General features: G+C 37.3%; 13 protein-coding genes. 4 read left to right on the forward strand and 9 right to left on the reverse strand.

Annotated features, from left to right (window positions below; all coding sequences use genetic code 11):
• The first annotated feature begins 138 nt into the window (after nt 1–138).
• Together QWU_RS03895 and QWU_RS03900 are read left to right on the forward strand one after the other, a co-directional pair.
• On the forward strand, nt 139–987 hold the full coding sequence (locus tag QWU_RS03895; protein WP_017196238.1) for a transketolase: 849 nt from the start codon (nt 139–141) through the stop codon (nt 985–987).
• A 2-nt stretch (nt 988–989) separates the two neighbouring features.
• Nucleotides 990–1,949 carry a transketolase family protein gene (locus QWU_RS03900; protein WP_017344882.1) on the forward strand — a complete coding sequence of 320 codons (960 nt, stop codon included), beginning with the start codon at nt 990–992 and terminating at the stop codon, nt 1,947–1,949.
• 166 nt (nt 1,950–2,115) lie between these two features.
• Here the strand turns inward: QWU_RS03900 and lldD are convergent, their stop codons facing one another.
• Nucleotides 2,116–3,267, reverse strand: coding sequence for an FMN-dependent L-lactate dehydrogenase LldD (lldD, locus tag QWU_RS03905; RefSeq protein ID WP_006589057.1), 1,152 nt, complete (start codon nt 3,265–3,267; stop codon nt 2,116–2,118).
• A gap of 706 nt (nt 3,268–3,973) precedes the next feature.
• Complete coding sequence (locus QWU_RS03910) at nt 3,974–5,062, reverse strand: 2'-deoxycytidine 5'-triphosphate deaminase (protein ID WP_006589058.1); 1,089 nt, start codon at nt 5,060–5,062, stop codon at nt 3,974–3,976.
• 311 nt (nt 5,063–5,373) lie between these two features.
• On the opposite strand from QWU_RS03910, the gene mutL reads away from it, so the two are divergent.
• Both mutL and QWU_RS03920 read left to right on the forward strand, forming a co-directional pair.
• Nucleotides 5,374–7,212 (forward strand): DNA mismatch repair endonuclease MutL, encoded by a 1,839-nt coding sequence (gene mutL, locus QWU_RS03915; RefSeq protein WP_017344883.1) that lies wholly within the window; start codon nt 5,374–5,376, stop codon nt 7,210–7,212.
• Nucleotides 7,213–7,332: 120 nt separating this feature from the next.
• Nucleotides 7,333–7,569 carry a DUF2093 domain-containing protein gene (locus QWU_RS03920; RefSeq protein ID WP_006589060.1) on the forward strand — a complete coding sequence of 79 codons (237 nt, stop codon included), beginning with the start codon at nt 7,333–7,335 and terminating at the stop codon, nt 7,567–7,569.
• Between the two features lie 46 nt (nt 7,570–7,615).
• Here QWU_RS03920 and lpxK read toward each other — a convergent pair whose 3' ends face one another.
• The 7 genes from lpxK to QWU_RS03955 form a co-directional block, all read right to left on the reverse strand.
• A complete protein-coding gene (gene lpxK / locus QWU_RS03925) occupies nt 7,616–8,635 on the reverse strand; it encodes a tetraacyldisaccharide 4'-kinase (protein ID WP_017196240.1) in 1,020 nt (339 codons plus the stop codon).
• A complete protein-coding gene (waaA, locus tag QWU_RS03930; RefSeq protein WP_026017292.1) occupies nt 8,632–9,948 on the reverse strand; it encodes a lipid IV(A) 3-deoxy-D-manno-octulosonic acid transferase in 1,317 nt (438 codons plus the stop codon). Before waaA ends, lpxK begins: the two co-directional genes overlap by 4 nt.
• 811 nt (nt 9,949–10,759) lie before the next feature.
• Nucleotides 10,760–11,005: a DUF4170 domain-containing protein gene (locus QWU_RS03935; RefSeq protein WP_017196241.1), complete on the reverse strand. Its 246-nt coding sequence runs from the start codon at nt 11,003–11,005 to the stop codon at nt 10,760–10,762.
• Nucleotides 11,006–11,051: 46 nt separating this feature from the next.
• Nucleotides 11,052–11,855 (reverse strand): 3'(2'),5'-bisphosphate nucleotidase CysQ, encoded by an 804-nt coding sequence (locus tag QWU_RS03940; RefSeq protein WP_006589064.1) that lies wholly within the window; start codon nt 11,853–11,855, stop codon nt 11,052–11,054.
• Nucleotides 11,842–13,173 carry a TldD/PmbA family protein gene (locus QWU_RS03945; protein ID WP_006589065.1) on the reverse strand — a complete coding sequence of 444 codons (1,332 nt, stop codon included), beginning with the start codon at nt 13,171–13,173 and terminating at the stop codon, nt 11,842–11,844. Before QWU_RS03945 ends, QWU_RS03940 begins: the two co-directional genes overlap by 14 nt.
• 475 nt (nt 13,174–13,648) lie before the next feature.
• Nucleotides 13,649–14,098 (reverse strand): SRPBCC family protein, encoded by a 450-nt coding sequence (locus tag QWU_RS03950; protein ID WP_017196242.1) that lies wholly within the window; start codon nt 14,096–14,098, stop codon nt 13,649–13,651.
• Between the two features lie 222 nt (nt 14,099–14,320).
• On the reverse strand, nt 14,321–14,740 hold the full coding sequence (locus tag QWU_RS03955; RefSeq protein ID WP_006589067.1) for an EVE domain-containing protein: 420 nt from the start codon (nt 14,738–14,740) through the stop codon (nt 14,321–14,323).
• Nucleotides 14,741–14,950: the final 210 nt, after the last annotated feature.

A 14,950-nucleotide genomic window follows, 5' to 3' on the forward strand; every position in this document is an offset into this window, starting at 1 on the left:
TTACTTGCTGGTATGCATGCTTTTTTCTGTACACAATACATCTAAAGATATATGGAATGGCTTAAATGATCTTCTAGTCAGTAGCCATAAAATCGCGATTTAAAGGGATTATTTTATAAATTTTCTGAGGGGGAGAGTATGGCTTATGCAAGTAATAAAGCAGATATTTACGATGCGATTTGTTCTCTCCGTTTACGACTTAAAATACTTGATCTCATTAAAAGAGCGAAATCTGGTCACATAGCTAGTAGTCTTTCCTGCATTGATTTCATTTATATCTTATACAAATATATTCTTCAAATAAATCCAACGCGTATCCATGATATTAATCGCGATCGTTATGTTCAAAGTAAAGGACATGCGGTTGAAGCATTGTATATTGTATTATCAGAAATGGGATATTTTGATCCTAAACTTCTCGATACTTATTTAAAATTCGGTTCAAATTTTATAGGCCATGTAACCAAAAAAGTCCCTGGCATCGAGCAAAGCACAGGCTCTCTTGGTCATGGCTTATCTCTTGGTGCAGGAATGGCTCTTTCTGGACAGCTTAATTCTCAATCTTACCGTGTTTTTGTGCTTCTTGGCGATGGTGAAATGACAGAGGGATCCATCTGGGAGGCTGTACTATTTTCAGCGCATTATAAACTCAGTAATCTTATAGCAATTGTCGATAGAAATCGGCTACAAATTACTGATACGACTGATATCTTAATGAAAACAGAGCCCTTAGCAGATAAATTTACAAGTTTTGGCTGGCATGTTGTAGAAATTGATGGTCACGATATAACACAACTGAAGACATCTTTAGGTTCTCCTCCATCTTATAAGGACAAACCAACAGTAATACTTATGAACACAATAAAGGGCTCTGGAATTTCCTACATGGAAAATGACATAACTTGGCACCATAAAGTTCCAACAGATGAAGAATATAATCTTGCTGTCAATGAAATTAAGACAAAAATTCAATTAATGAGAGCATGAATATGGATAATTATCATCAAGAAACACAAACTGCCGTGAAGTTTTCAAACCTCGAAATTTTGAATAAAACTCTTATAAAAATAGCGCAATTTGATAAAGATATTGTTGTTTTAACAGCTGATTCACGAATATCTGGGAAGATTGACCAATTCGCAAAGTACTATCCAAAGCGTATTGTAGAAGTTGGAATTGCGGAACAAAATTTGGTAGGCGTTGCGGCTGGTCTTGCCTCATGTGGAAAAAAGCCATTTGTGGTCTCTCAGGCTTGTTTTTTGACAACGCGTGCACTTGAACAAATAAAGGTAGATGTCGCTTATTGTGAAAATCCTGTTCGATTAATTGGCATTAGTGCCGGTATTAGCTATGGGGCACTGGGGGCTACACATCATGCTATTTCTGATTTTGCTTCACTTCGTGCTATTCCTAACATACGCATCATTGCTCCTGCGGATAATAAAGAAACGGAGGCTGCAATTCTTTCGACGTTAAGCAGTCTTATGCCTGCTTATATACGTTTAGGAAAGCGTGCAGTTAAAAATATTCATAGAGATTCTTCAAAAATAGATATCAATAAAGCTTCTGTTATACAAAAGGGAAAAGATATTCTCTTACTTGCCACTGGTGAGACCGTTCAGATTTGTCTTGATGCGGCTGAAGAACTCAAAAAATATGAAATTATACCAACAGTTGTCAGTGTACCAACAATTCGCCCTTTAGATAACTCATCTCTATTAGAATTTTGCAAATCCCACCGTTCTGTCATTGTTTGTGAAGAGCATAGCATTAACGGAGGGCTTGGAGATGCCATTGCAAGATTACTTATGGAATACGGTATTGCATGTAGATTTGTATCGTTAGGAATACCCGATGAACCAATTTGTAATGGAAGCCAATTAGATGTTTTAGCACATTATGGAATAAGTCGAGAAGGTATAACGAAAACTGTGTTAGCAATGAAATAATATATAAAAATGTTAAATTGCATCTAAATATACTCGTCAGTTAAAAAATAATATCACTCACTGAGGATGTGAAAAGAAAACAAGACAGATAGGCATACGAAACTGCGCTTTTCCTATTTTTAATGAAAAAACTCTCTTTTTCCAAAGATAGTACAGCGCACTTTCCTCATGATTGCAAAGCATCTGTATTCACTAAACTCTCACGCGTAATCTCTTTAACTGTTTGTACACCGGTCAACGTCATAGCTACGCGCATTTCATTTGCAAAAAGATCAAGGAGATGAGCAACACCTTTCTCACCCGCTGTTGCAAGCGCGTAAACAAAAGCACGACCAATCATAACGGCATCCGCACCTTGAGCTATCATGCGTACAACATCAAGGCCAGAACGAACACCAGAATCCACTAAAATAGCCAAATCACCCTTTATCACCTCGGCAATTGCTGGTAATGCTCGTGCAGTTGATAATACACCATCAAGTTGACGCCCACCATGATTAGAAACAACGAGACCATCCGCACCAAACCGCACTGCTTCACGTGCATCTTCTGGATCAAGTATACCTTTCAAAATCATTTTTCCTTTCCAAAAATCCCGAATCCATTGTAGGTCAGACCAACCAATTGATGGATCAAAATTTGCACCAAGCCAACCAACATAATCATCCAATGCAACTTTCTTTTTGAGATAAGTGGAAACATTGCCAAGATCATGCGGCTGCCCCATAATACCAACATTCCAAGCCCAATATGGATGGGTAAAAGCTTGTAAAATCCGGCGTAACCCCGCATAAGGTCCTGACATTCCTGAATGCGCATCACGATAACGCGCACCAGGAACCGGCATATCAACTGTAAAAACTAATGTGCGCACACCAGATGCCCAAGCTCGCTCTAATGCATCACGCATAAATCCACGATCTTTGAGCACATAAAGTTGAAACCAAAATGCACTTCCGACTGCCTTCTGGATTTCTGCAATGGAGCAAACTGAAACTGAGGATAGGGTGAAGGGAATACCTTTTGCAACGGCTGCACGTGCAGCTTGTACCTCACCACGGCGTGCATACATGCCCGTTAACCCAACAGGTGCAAGTATAATCGGTAAATTCAGTGTTTGATCAAAAAGCTTAGTTGAAAGATCAACTTCACCAACCTCTCTCAAAATTCTTTGACGCAGTGCAAGTGCTTGAAGATCTGTATAATTACGTCGCAACGTTTCTTCAGCATAAGCTCCCCCATCGATATAGTGAAAAAGAAAAGGAGGCAGACGACGTTTTGCTGCTTTGCGATAATCAAGTGTTGAGGAAATAATCATGAATAGTACCATTGTTTCTGAATGAAAAACGAAAACACTCTAAATCAATAAGCTCTAACCCGCATGTGTTCCATGAGGAATCTCAACAAAACACGCCATTCGATAGATGTAGGTAACAGAGATTGCAACTCAAAAAAACAAATAGATGAAAACAACGCCTTTATTTCTCTTTTTGAGATTTAGAATCTCATAGTATTTACCTTCAATCAGCAATAATATATACATATACGTTGTTAATTATCTATCTCAAGAATTGAGATGATACACCTCATGTAACCAAGAATCCTCTAAGGGATATCGCTTCAGTTACTTATCGCAATTTTAAAGAAATCCCCCCTACAAAGATGCCATACATCATAACCCATAAGAGTATGTAGTCTCTCATCGAATACAAACCACCAGTTCATAAAAATAAAAAAGCCGTTAATAGAACTAAAAATCAAGTCATTGAATGTATCCAAAACTTAGCTAAGTTCCCTCTTCATCGAAGTTTATCAAAATACGCGCTCATAATTGATATAGGGCATTTTAAAAAAACTTTGAATATTATTAGGTACTAACAAAGAATATCTTCTTTGGTTGAGCAATTTTCTGCTCATATTACATAAATTAATCATATACAAAGGGCGTGACTTAATAAAATCAACATGCCTTTTTGGCAAATACACTTCCTAAGTATATCTTATCGAAATCCATATTTTCAAAATTATTTAAAATGCTTAGATAACTTTAATCTCTGTGCTTGGTAATGTGATCCAGAATCATGTCCATAAAGCGCTAACGGTCGGTTAAGCATGTGTTCATAGATTAAACGGCCAATAATTTGGCCATGCTCCAAAATAAATGGGACTTCATGGCTACGCACTTCCAAAACTGCTTTTGCCCCTTTCCCACCTGCTTCCATATGCCCAAATCCTGGGTCAAAAAAACCTGCATAATGCACTCTAAACTCACCAACCAAGGGATCAAAGGGGGTCATTTCAGCGGCATAAAGCGGAGGAACATGGACAGCTTCTCGCGAGACTAAAATATAAAACTCGTTAGGATCAAGAATCAGTTCTCTTTGACCACGGTCAAAAAGAGGTTCCCAAAAATCTAGAACTTGAGCAACAGCGCGTTTGTCAATATCAATAACACTTGTATGGTGTTTAGCACGATAGCCCACCAGCCCGTTTTCGTCTCCCTTCAAATTAATGGAAAGTCCAATACCATCTTTGCTAATATTAGGCATATCATCCGATAACAGTGTTTCATCTCTATGCAAAGCATGCAGCTCATTTTCATTTAAATAACTGTATCCCTTGCGAAACCGGAGCTGAGATAAACGTGAACCAGTACGTACCAAAATTGGAAATGTCCGTGGACTAATTTCAAGATAAAGTGGACCATGATAACCTGCACAAATTTTATCAAATTCCTGAGCATTATCTGTAATCACACGCGTAAAAATATCTAATCGTCCCGTAGAACTTTTAGGATTGGCAACTGCTGATAAGATTTCTGGTAAAGCTAAATTTTCTAAAAGAGGAACAATATAAACACAACCTGTTTCCAAGACAGCCCCGTGTTGCAAATCAAATTCATGCAACTTTAACCGTTCGAGCTTATCTAAAACTTTTACATCAAGCCCCGGCATAAAGGAAGCCCGTATACGATAAGCTTTTTCCCCTAAACGAAGATCAAGACTCGCGGGTTGTATTTGGGTTGCATCAAATGGCCAAAGAGCTTTGAGAATGTCATTATCAATCAAAGCTTGTATATCATTATCTGCAAGGATACCGCTTACACGCACCATATGTTTTGCTTTCCATTTTTACTACATTTCTTTTTGGCTCAGATGATTGATTAGCGCAAGCTATTTTAACAAGCTGTTTTAAGGTGATAAAAACTATTCCTCTCTGATTTTGCCAATCAATTTTCTACTATAGTCAATCATAGAGTATCACAAACAATGAAACAGCACTTGGTCAACATTCTTTGAAAGTAAATAAGAGTTATTTTAAGAATAATATCTTACACACTCTCCCATTCTTGAATGTTACACAAATAATGTTATCATAATTTAAAACTCATGTAGAATTTGCAGGAATCTTGTTATAATTTATGATGACCATACGCCATCTTAGCGAAAATATCATTAATCAAATTGCCGCCGGCGAAGTTATTGAACGGCCAGCAAATGTTGTCAAAGAGCTTGTTGAAAATGCCATTGACGCTGGAGCGACTCGAATTGAAATTGTTACAGCAAACGGTGGAAAAAATTTTATAAAGGTGAGTGATAATGGCTGTGGTATTCCGGCAGATCAGTTAATTTTAGCAGTTTCTCGCCATTGTACCTCAAAAATTACTGATGATGTGCATAATATCTGCTTCTTAGGATTTAGAGGAGAAGCCTTACCCTCTATTGGTTCTGTTGCTAAACTTAAATTAATTTCACGAACGCAAGATGCTGATAATGCTACTGAAATTATTGTCACAGCAGGAAAAATTGTTGGACCGAAACCGGCGGCCGCAAATCTTGGAACGATCGTTGAAGTTCGTGACCTCTTCTTTGTTACTCCAGCACGGCTAAAATTTATGAAAACTGATCGGGCTGAAACGAATGCCATTACCGATATGATTAAACGAATTGCTATTGCATTTCCGCATATCCGCTTTTCTCTTTCAGGATCAGACAGAACTTCTATGGAATTGCCTGCTACGCAAAATAATACCCAAGGACAATTACAACGTATTACACAAATTATGGGTAAAGAATTTGCTCCCAACAGTATCGCACTTAATGCTGAACGCGAATCAGTCCGTTTGACAGGGTTTGCTTGTTTGCCATCCTTCAACCGTAGTAATAGCCTTCATCAATTTGCTTATGTTAATGGGCGTCCAGTGCGTGATAAATTCCTCTGGGGGGCGATTCGAGGAGCTTATGCTGATGTCATGACGCGGGATCGTTATCCTGTCTCCATTCTTTTTATTGATCTACCACCCGCCGATGTCGATGTTAATGTTCACCCGACAAAAGCCGATGTACGTTTCCGTGATTCTGGGCTCATTCGCGGTTTAATTGTTGGCGCAATTCATGAAGCATTGCATCAAACGGGTGTTCGTCCTACATCAACGCGTTCTGAAGCAATGTTGGCGGCATTTCAAACACAACAGCCATTGGCAAATTCAAAGAACCCACAGCCGGCTTCTTCTTACAGCCCACAACCTTATCATTTTTCATCCGCATCAATGATTCATCAACCATTGGATACTAACAGCTCTTTTGGTTTTAAAGAAAATGCGACTCCTCTTATGGAGGGCTTAGATACGCCAAGTGGTGATGCCTACATTCCAAATACTATAGTTTCACAAGAAGAATTATCTTATCCACTAGGAGCTGCCAGAGCACAAATCCATAAAAACTATATTATTGCTCAAACCCAAGATAGTTTGGTTATTGTTGATCAGCATGCTGCTCACGAACGATTGGTTTATGAAGCGCTCAAGAATGCGCTTTATTCCAAACCGCTTCCTTCACAATTGCTACTTATTCCTGAAATTGTAGAACTCTCTGAAGAAGACGCGACATGCCTTTTAACGCATAAAGATGCTTTGCAGAAATTTGGTTTAGGCATAGAACCATTTGGACCTGGTGCAATCGTTGTGCGTGAAACACCCTCCATGTTAGGAGAAATCAACGTACAAGCCCTCATTAAGGATCTCGCAGACGAGGCCGCGGAATATGATACGACAGATAATTTAAAAGCAATGCTTGATTATGTTGCAGCAACGATGGCTTGTCATGGCTCAATACGGTCAGGGCGCCTTTTACGTCCCGAAGAAATGAATGCACTGTTACGACAAATAGAAGCGACACCAAATACAGGCACATGTAATCACGGTCGTCCTACTTATATTGAACTTAAATTGGCTGATATAGAGAGACTTTTCGGTAGAAAATAGTTATCACGCATTATTTTGGCAAGAAAGAAATATTTTTTTAATTCATTCTCGACTGTATAAGACATTTTATGACACTTTACTTGGATTATCGCTCATACAAACAGGAAAGGATTATGAAGAATGTTTTCTAGTGATGAACGTGAAGCAAAAATTCATTATTCTAATAATGGATATAAAATTATAGAATATGGAACTTATACCCTCTGTGCCGTTAGCGGGCAAAAAATCCCGATAGACGATTTAAAATATTGGAACCATCACCGCCAAGAAGCATATGCTAGTTGTGAGATTTCTTATCATCGCGAACTTGAATGCAATCCATATCTCAATCAATTGTTAAAAGCACAAAAAAAATAATTGGTTAGAAACAATAAAGTCCAAGGGTTGTTTTCAAAACTGCCTCTTAAAGGGAATGTTTTCGTTCTTTAAAACGTGCTATGACTTTTTCAAGTAGCATACGGCAGAAATCTTCTTGAGAAAAATTAACTGTAACATCAAAAACAACAAGATTTTTTAAATCTTTTTGTGCACTCCTTGACTGTATGCGTGCATAATCCTTAGCCGTTGTAGCTAGCCATAAATTATGCATTTTAGCCTTTTGTGCGAGATTTTTTAAATCTGTATCGGTAAAAAAATAGTGGTCCGGATAAGAGTAAGTTTGCACGACATGACCGCATAACTCTTTAATTGATTGGAAAAATTTATCTGGATTGCCAATACCTGCAAATGCCAAAAATGATTTTCCTGCAACATTATCAGATGCTAATGATTTAAAATGAGCGTAATGTACAGGTTTCCCAGTAGAAGTGACAAGAGAAGAAATTTTATCACGCGCATCCCAATGACCAATCAATAAAACACTGTCCATCAAAGAAAACTGTGTTTTTAATGGTACACGCAAAGGTCCTGCTGGGAAAACAGCTCCATTCCCAAAACCACGCATCGTATCTACAACAAGCAATGAATAATCCATATAAAGACGGCGGCTTTGAAACCCATCATCCATTAAAATAAAATCACATCCTTCTTGCTTGAGTCGTTGCGCTGCCGCATGACGATCGGGTGATACAGCAACAAAAGTATGCCGTGCAAGTAAAAGTGCTTCATCTCCAACATCATGTGCATTGTCATGCTTCTCATTGACAAGATGCACCCCCTTAACCCTTCCACCATAACCACGTGAGACAACACCAGGTACGAAACCAAGCTCTTTAGCTACTTGAGTAAAAGCAATGACAACAGGCGTTTTACCTACACCACCACATGTAAAATTGCCAATACACAAAACTGGAAGATTGATAATAGGAGACTGTCTTGTCATACGACATCGTGAAAAATAACCATATCCCCAAGAAATTGGTGCTAATAAAAAACGCAAAAAGCTTCTATCTTTCCACCAAAAATGAGGTGTGTTAAACCTCATGTTCCCTCCTGACGCTGACTTAAACCTGTTTGTATTACAAGAGGTTGCAAAAATGGATCAAGAATCTTTAATGTACGTTCAAGTGCACCCGCCATCCCCGTTGCTATTTCATAGGCTTTATTTGTCATTTCTTGTCGTAATATTTCATCTGTTAAAAGTCTATATACCTGAATAGCAAGCTGTTTTGTATCTTGGATCATATATGCTGCTTCATGTGTTAAGAATTGTTCAAACATTTCTTGAAAATTTGAGACATGAGGTCCTGTCAAAATAGCTGAACCAAATAAAGCTAGCTCCAATGGATTGTGTCCACCATCTCCACATAACGACTTCCCAATGAAAGAGACTTTTGATAAGCGAAGAAAAAGCCCCATTTCCCCGATTGTATCGCCCCACAAAATGTCCGTATTTTTATCTGGAACAGCATTGCTGCTTCTACGAACAAAACGCAAATTCTCATTGTTACACTTTTTGAGAAGATCTTCTAAGCGTTCAGGATGACGGGGAACAATAATTGTTAATAAATCTGGCAAATAATCTTTAAGAATCCTATGGACTTCAAAAGCGATTTCTTCTTCCCCTTCATGGGTTGAAATAGCTGCCCAAACTGGACGGTTACCGAGAGCACGACGGTAATACGTAAGTAATGTTTGATCTTCAACTGGTACAATATCGGCCTTAAGATTACCAGAAAGTGCAACAGACTTTACCCCAAGGGCATGGTAATAAGTGACATCTCTGTCATTCTGAGCAATAGCTAGATCAATATTCTTAAAAATATAATTGGCAAGAACAGGACGTTTTTTCCAAGCTTGAAAAGAACGTTTAGACATATGGGCATTAACCAAAATCTGTGGAATATGCATTTTAGCAAGTTCTTTAATACGCACAGGCCAAATCTCTGATTCACAAATCAATGCTAAATCCGGCTTCCAATGACTAAGAAAACGGCGCACTGCCAAATCTAAATCCAATGGAGCATATTGATGAATTAACCGATTACCAAATTTTTTTTTCACAAGAGAAGAGGAAGTTACAGTACAGGTTGTCAACAATACACTGATTTTCAATAATAAAATGTAATCAATAAGCGGAACAAGAGCAAGTGTTTCTCCAACACTTGCTGCATGCAACCAAATGAGTGGGCTTTGAGGTCGTATTTTATGGCCCTTACCCAAACGTTCTTTTTGACGTCCTTGCTCTTCTTTTCCACGAATAGTACGAAAAAGCAAATAAAAAGGTACAACAGGACGTAAGCAAAAACCAACTATCCGATAGATTAAAAAAGCTGCTTGTGCCTTTAGTTCCATTATTAAAACTACCTCATTCACTTATTTTGAGACGTTTGTGAGTTTTTTTATTAACGATTTATCACTCCTTTTCATGAGACTCCGATTTTTCTTTTAGCAAATAAGCAAAATACCTCATATTTTAGGCAACAAAGCGTGCTTTATTCATGAGAATAATTTAAAAAGCAGAATCACAATTTTATGTCATGTTTTTTCAAGAATCTTTTCTCATGAAAATGCATGTACACAAAGTAAATAGGACAGGTAAATAATTTGGCTAATAAAATAATCTCTTTTCTAATTTTAGGTGTTTTATATCCACAATTATAGTATTTTTTGTTAAGTTTAAGAACATTTTTGGCGTTAAGAGTTCTCGTATCCATACTTGTAAATATAAGGCGTTTTACTTTATCTTCTCAAACCATAAACAAGTTTAAGCCTTCATTTTTGCAAATGGTGCATTTATTTCTGAATGAACAAAACAAAAAATATAGCAAAAACTTTTTTACTTTAAGCACAAAGAAAGAACTCCATAATATGCTGTGTATGCAAAAAAGTGATTAAGAAATAAATTATAAAGGCTTGGTATTTTCATAACATTATCTAAGCTTTTCAATTGCAGATTTGTCCAATAAACAAAACGCACACGGCCCCTTCATATAAAAAATTATACAAGCTATGCCTTTATCAGTGAATATTGGTTCTTTTGCCAAAAGTATTTTAAAATACACTGCTCCTTTTTCTGAATTTTTTCACTCATCTTAAGTATAATCTAAAAAATTCAATTTTTCCCCGTTCGCATCATTCAAGAAAATAATGATCAGATATTTAAATTTCATTGTATATCGCTGGTTTCAGTTTCAAGAAGGCGATGCAAGTCTACGATGTAGTAACGTTGTAACGCATTATCTACACTTTTTTGTGCTTTCGCCTGCCATGCTTCTTGAGCTGATTGATAATCTGGAAAAATACCAACCACATCTAAATCATTAATATTCTTAAATTGATTGCTATTAAGATTTTTTAATTCCCCACCGAATACAAGATGCAAATATTGCTTTTTTTCGTTTACTTCAGTCATATGTGCCTCCATATCATTAAGAAATTTTAGCCTGTTTTTTATGTGATTAAACTAACTTTGCTTTACGAACAACATCTATCATATTTTGAACGCAATTATTTTTACCAGCAATTAAAAGCCCATATTGATAAGGTTCAATTCCGTAAGATATAACAGGTGCATCAAACGATAGAAAACGCCCTCCGCATTCTTGTAAAATAAGATCGGCAGCGGCAATATCCCATGCATGGCAATCGGGGCGAACCAACACAATATCAATTTCGTCTTGAGCAACAAGAACAATACGATACGCAAGAGAGGGAATGTGGTAATAAAAACTGATTTTATTACGAAAATCCTCCGGCAACTTTTGTATTAATGATTTATCAATTGAGATTTTATACTTACCGTTAATCTGAGATGCTAAAAGAGGAAGCGCTATACCGTTTAATGTTGCTCCTCGACCAGCAACAGCTGCATAAACATCTCCTTGAGCTGGACATTGCACGACACCCACGATAGGACGCCCATTTTCAATAATAGCAACCGAAACACACCAATAGGTGCTGCCAGAAAGAAAACCACGCGTTCCATCAATAGGATCAACCACAAAGTAACGCTCATACACTCTTTGTTCTCGATCATCTTTTGTTTCTTCTGAAATCCATCCATAATTCGGGCGTTCTCTAAGAAGCTTTTCTTTTAAAAAATGATCAACTGCAAAATCTGCTTCACTGACTGGTGAATTGCCTTCTTTAATCCAAACGTCTAACGCACATCCAAAATACTTCATTGCTAAATCTCCTGCTTCTCGACAAACATCAAGCAAAAGATTTAAATCAGAAGAATGATGCGTTTTATTTTCCTGCAAGTGTCATCCCTTCAATTAATAAAGTCGGAGCTGCTGTACTATAACGCCGATCAATATCGTTCGCAGGCATTAAATGCGCCAGCATATGGAGCAGATCAGAACCCAGAGTTACTTCGCTTACAGGGTAAGAGATTTCACCATTTTTAATCCAAAAACCAGAAGCACCGCGGCTATACTGTCCCGTCACAAAATCAATGCCATGTCCGAATAATTCTGTCACATAAAACCCACTTTGCAAATCTTTTATCATATCGCTAGGTGATACTAAACCTGGTTCAATAGCAAAATTGGTACTCGCTGGTTGAACCAATGATGCCGAACGTACGCCATGACCATTGGTTTCAAGCCCTAATTCACGCGCTGAAGACGATGAAAGAAGCCAGTTTTTTAAAATACCATTTTCAATAATATTCAATGTTTTTCCCTCTACTCCCTCTCCATCGAAGGGACGAGAAGCATTCCCACGCAATCTTAAAGGCTGGTCTGTCACATTAACATCTGGTTTCATTACCGCTTTTCCCAAGAGATTTTGTAAAAGACTTGTTTTACGAGCTACAGATGCTCCATTCACCATAGATGCGATATGTCCAGCAATTCCGCGAGCCGTACGCGGATTAAAAATAACATCTACAACCCCCGTAGCAGCACGTACTGCTCCCAAACGTCGAACTGCTCCAACTCCTGCATTTCTTCCTACAGTTTCTGCTGCTTCCAAATCAGAAAAATGTAAGGCAGTTGTATAATCATAATCACGTTCCATTGCTGTCCCTTTACCAGCAAGTGCACTGCAAGAACGTGAAAAACCACTAGAATGGTAAGCTCCACAAAAACCATCGCTGGTCACCAAAACAAATCCACTATGGCCATAAGATGTAACGGCTCCACCAGAATTGCTCACTCCTTTAATATCAAGAGCTGCCGCTTCCATTTTCAAAGCATCTTCTGTTAGAAAATGACCATGTGGAACAAAATCATCAAAAAGGTCAAGATCTTTAGGATGTTTAACCAGATACTCTTTATCTGCCAAACCTTCGAATAAATTATCAGGAGAAGCTTTTGCCATAGCAACAACACGTTCTGCTAGTTTGTGCGGACAAACTGCTAAATTAGCAGAAACACTCGCTACTTTTTTTCCAACAAAAACTCTTAATGTAAAATCATTGCTCTCTGAAGCTTCTGTTGCTTCGACTTTTCCAAAACGAACCGATACACTGGTAGAATGTGCACGAACGACAACAGCATCAGCAGCATCTGCCCCAGAACGCTTTGCCGCTTCAACCAACGAAGTAGCTTTATCAATCTGGTTTTTGTCAGTCATTATAAACTCCCTCAAATATTCATTATTTACATGGATAAGCAATTTGGCGAATTTATAAAAAATACAACTCTTATATACTTCTCGCTAAAAATTACACACCATCCATGCACTTTTTTCTTTTAAATTTCTTTTCGAAAAGACACAATATGTTACAAATTTTCTTTAATTTCAATTTTTCAAATTTGCTTTTTTACATTTTGTAAGGCAGACACGATTTAGAATTGAACCAATAACAGATTAGGAATAATAGTTAACTTTAATCTTAAATCCTCGAGTGCTCCAATAATCGTTTTTATTCATGAGTGCAAAAAAAATTTTTAATGGTTTCATCAGATTTAAACGAGTAACTGAAAAACGTTCCGTGGATAATTGAATTGTCAAATACCAACTGCTCAACCACCTCATTCTAATGTAAGTGATAACCCCTACATCATCTCTTCTGAAGAAACATCAAATTTTTTGTGAATGAGTATAGCTAGGGGATAGTTTTATTTTCAGTAAGAGCACGACGGCTCATTTCAATCATGGCATCACGAAGATGTAGCCTTATTTTTGATCCAATAATCATTCCAAACAAGGGAGAAAGTATGCCATACATAGTTACTGTATGACGAATTTTATTGTTTGAAGAACCAGATTTTTTTGAACTAATATACTCATGATCAAAAGTCATGCGCGTAAAAGGAAGTTTAGCATAATCGGAAAAACAAACGTTTTTTATAACTTTATCAAGTGTAAAGATTACTTTTGGTCCTTTTTTAGGTTTCATTTGTCCTACAGTTCCTGTTTTGAAAGCACCAAGAAGTTCTACCCACTCAAGTTCGTGATCCCAACAAGGCCAAGTTGCCGCGTCTTCCCACATAGCCCAAACTTGCTCAGCACTTGCCTCTGTATTAATTTCTTCGCTATGTGTCCATTTAAACATGAGAACTCCCTTTTTTACAAATCATTATGTTTAAATGCACAAAAGGATAATGTCAAAGTTGTCATTGAAGATACAGTAACGGTAATAAAATCAAATATATACATAAGTTATTTTTTTATCTATTTTAGACTATGCTTTAGTCAAATGGAGACATTCAAGTTTCTTAAAGAAATCTTTTAGACATTTTATCAGAAATAAAAAATAACAAAAGCAGTTGAATAATTAGCCATCATGAATTCCCATTGCTTCGCGAATTCGGGCTGCATCATAAGCTGTAATTTCAAAAAAACCTCGTCGTGCTAACATCCCCCAATGGGAGTTAGTTAAAAAATCAAGATCTTGAATCTCTTTTAAAATAACAGATTGTGCTTGTTTATTAAAAATAACATCTTTTCGAAAAGGTATAAAATCAGGCGCTTGCTCCACTTGATAAATGTGATCATCTTTAAATATACACTGAAACTCTATTGTTTGAAGAACCTGCCCAGTGCCTATTTTGCTCCGTGGACAGTAAATGAAGGCTTCATCTCCCTTAGATGTTTTTCGAAGTGGACCAGCTTTACCATGACAGACTTGAAGAAAGCCAAATTCTGCTGCAAGGCGTGCGTGGGCTCGAGAAATTACAGCTATCCAATGTTTCATTTTTATTCACTTTTTTACTAAGCAATATTGTCTATACTAAGTAAATCTCTCTATTTTAATTTAAAAACACAAAACGGTGCCGCATGCCGGCAAGGCAGGCTTTATTAGCAAGAATCAAATTACGTAAAGATGCGCAAGGATGTATTGATGTCTATAGCTTTTTATGATTCAATAAAAAAATTAAGTATTAAAGAAAAAATCTCAAATCAA

It is taken from the genome of Bartonella birtlesii IBS 325 (assembly GCF_000273375.1).
In the GTDB taxonomy this organism is placed as follows: Bacteria; Pseudomonadota; Alphaproteobacteria; order Rhizobiales; family Rhizobiaceae; genus Bartonella; species Bartonella birtlesii.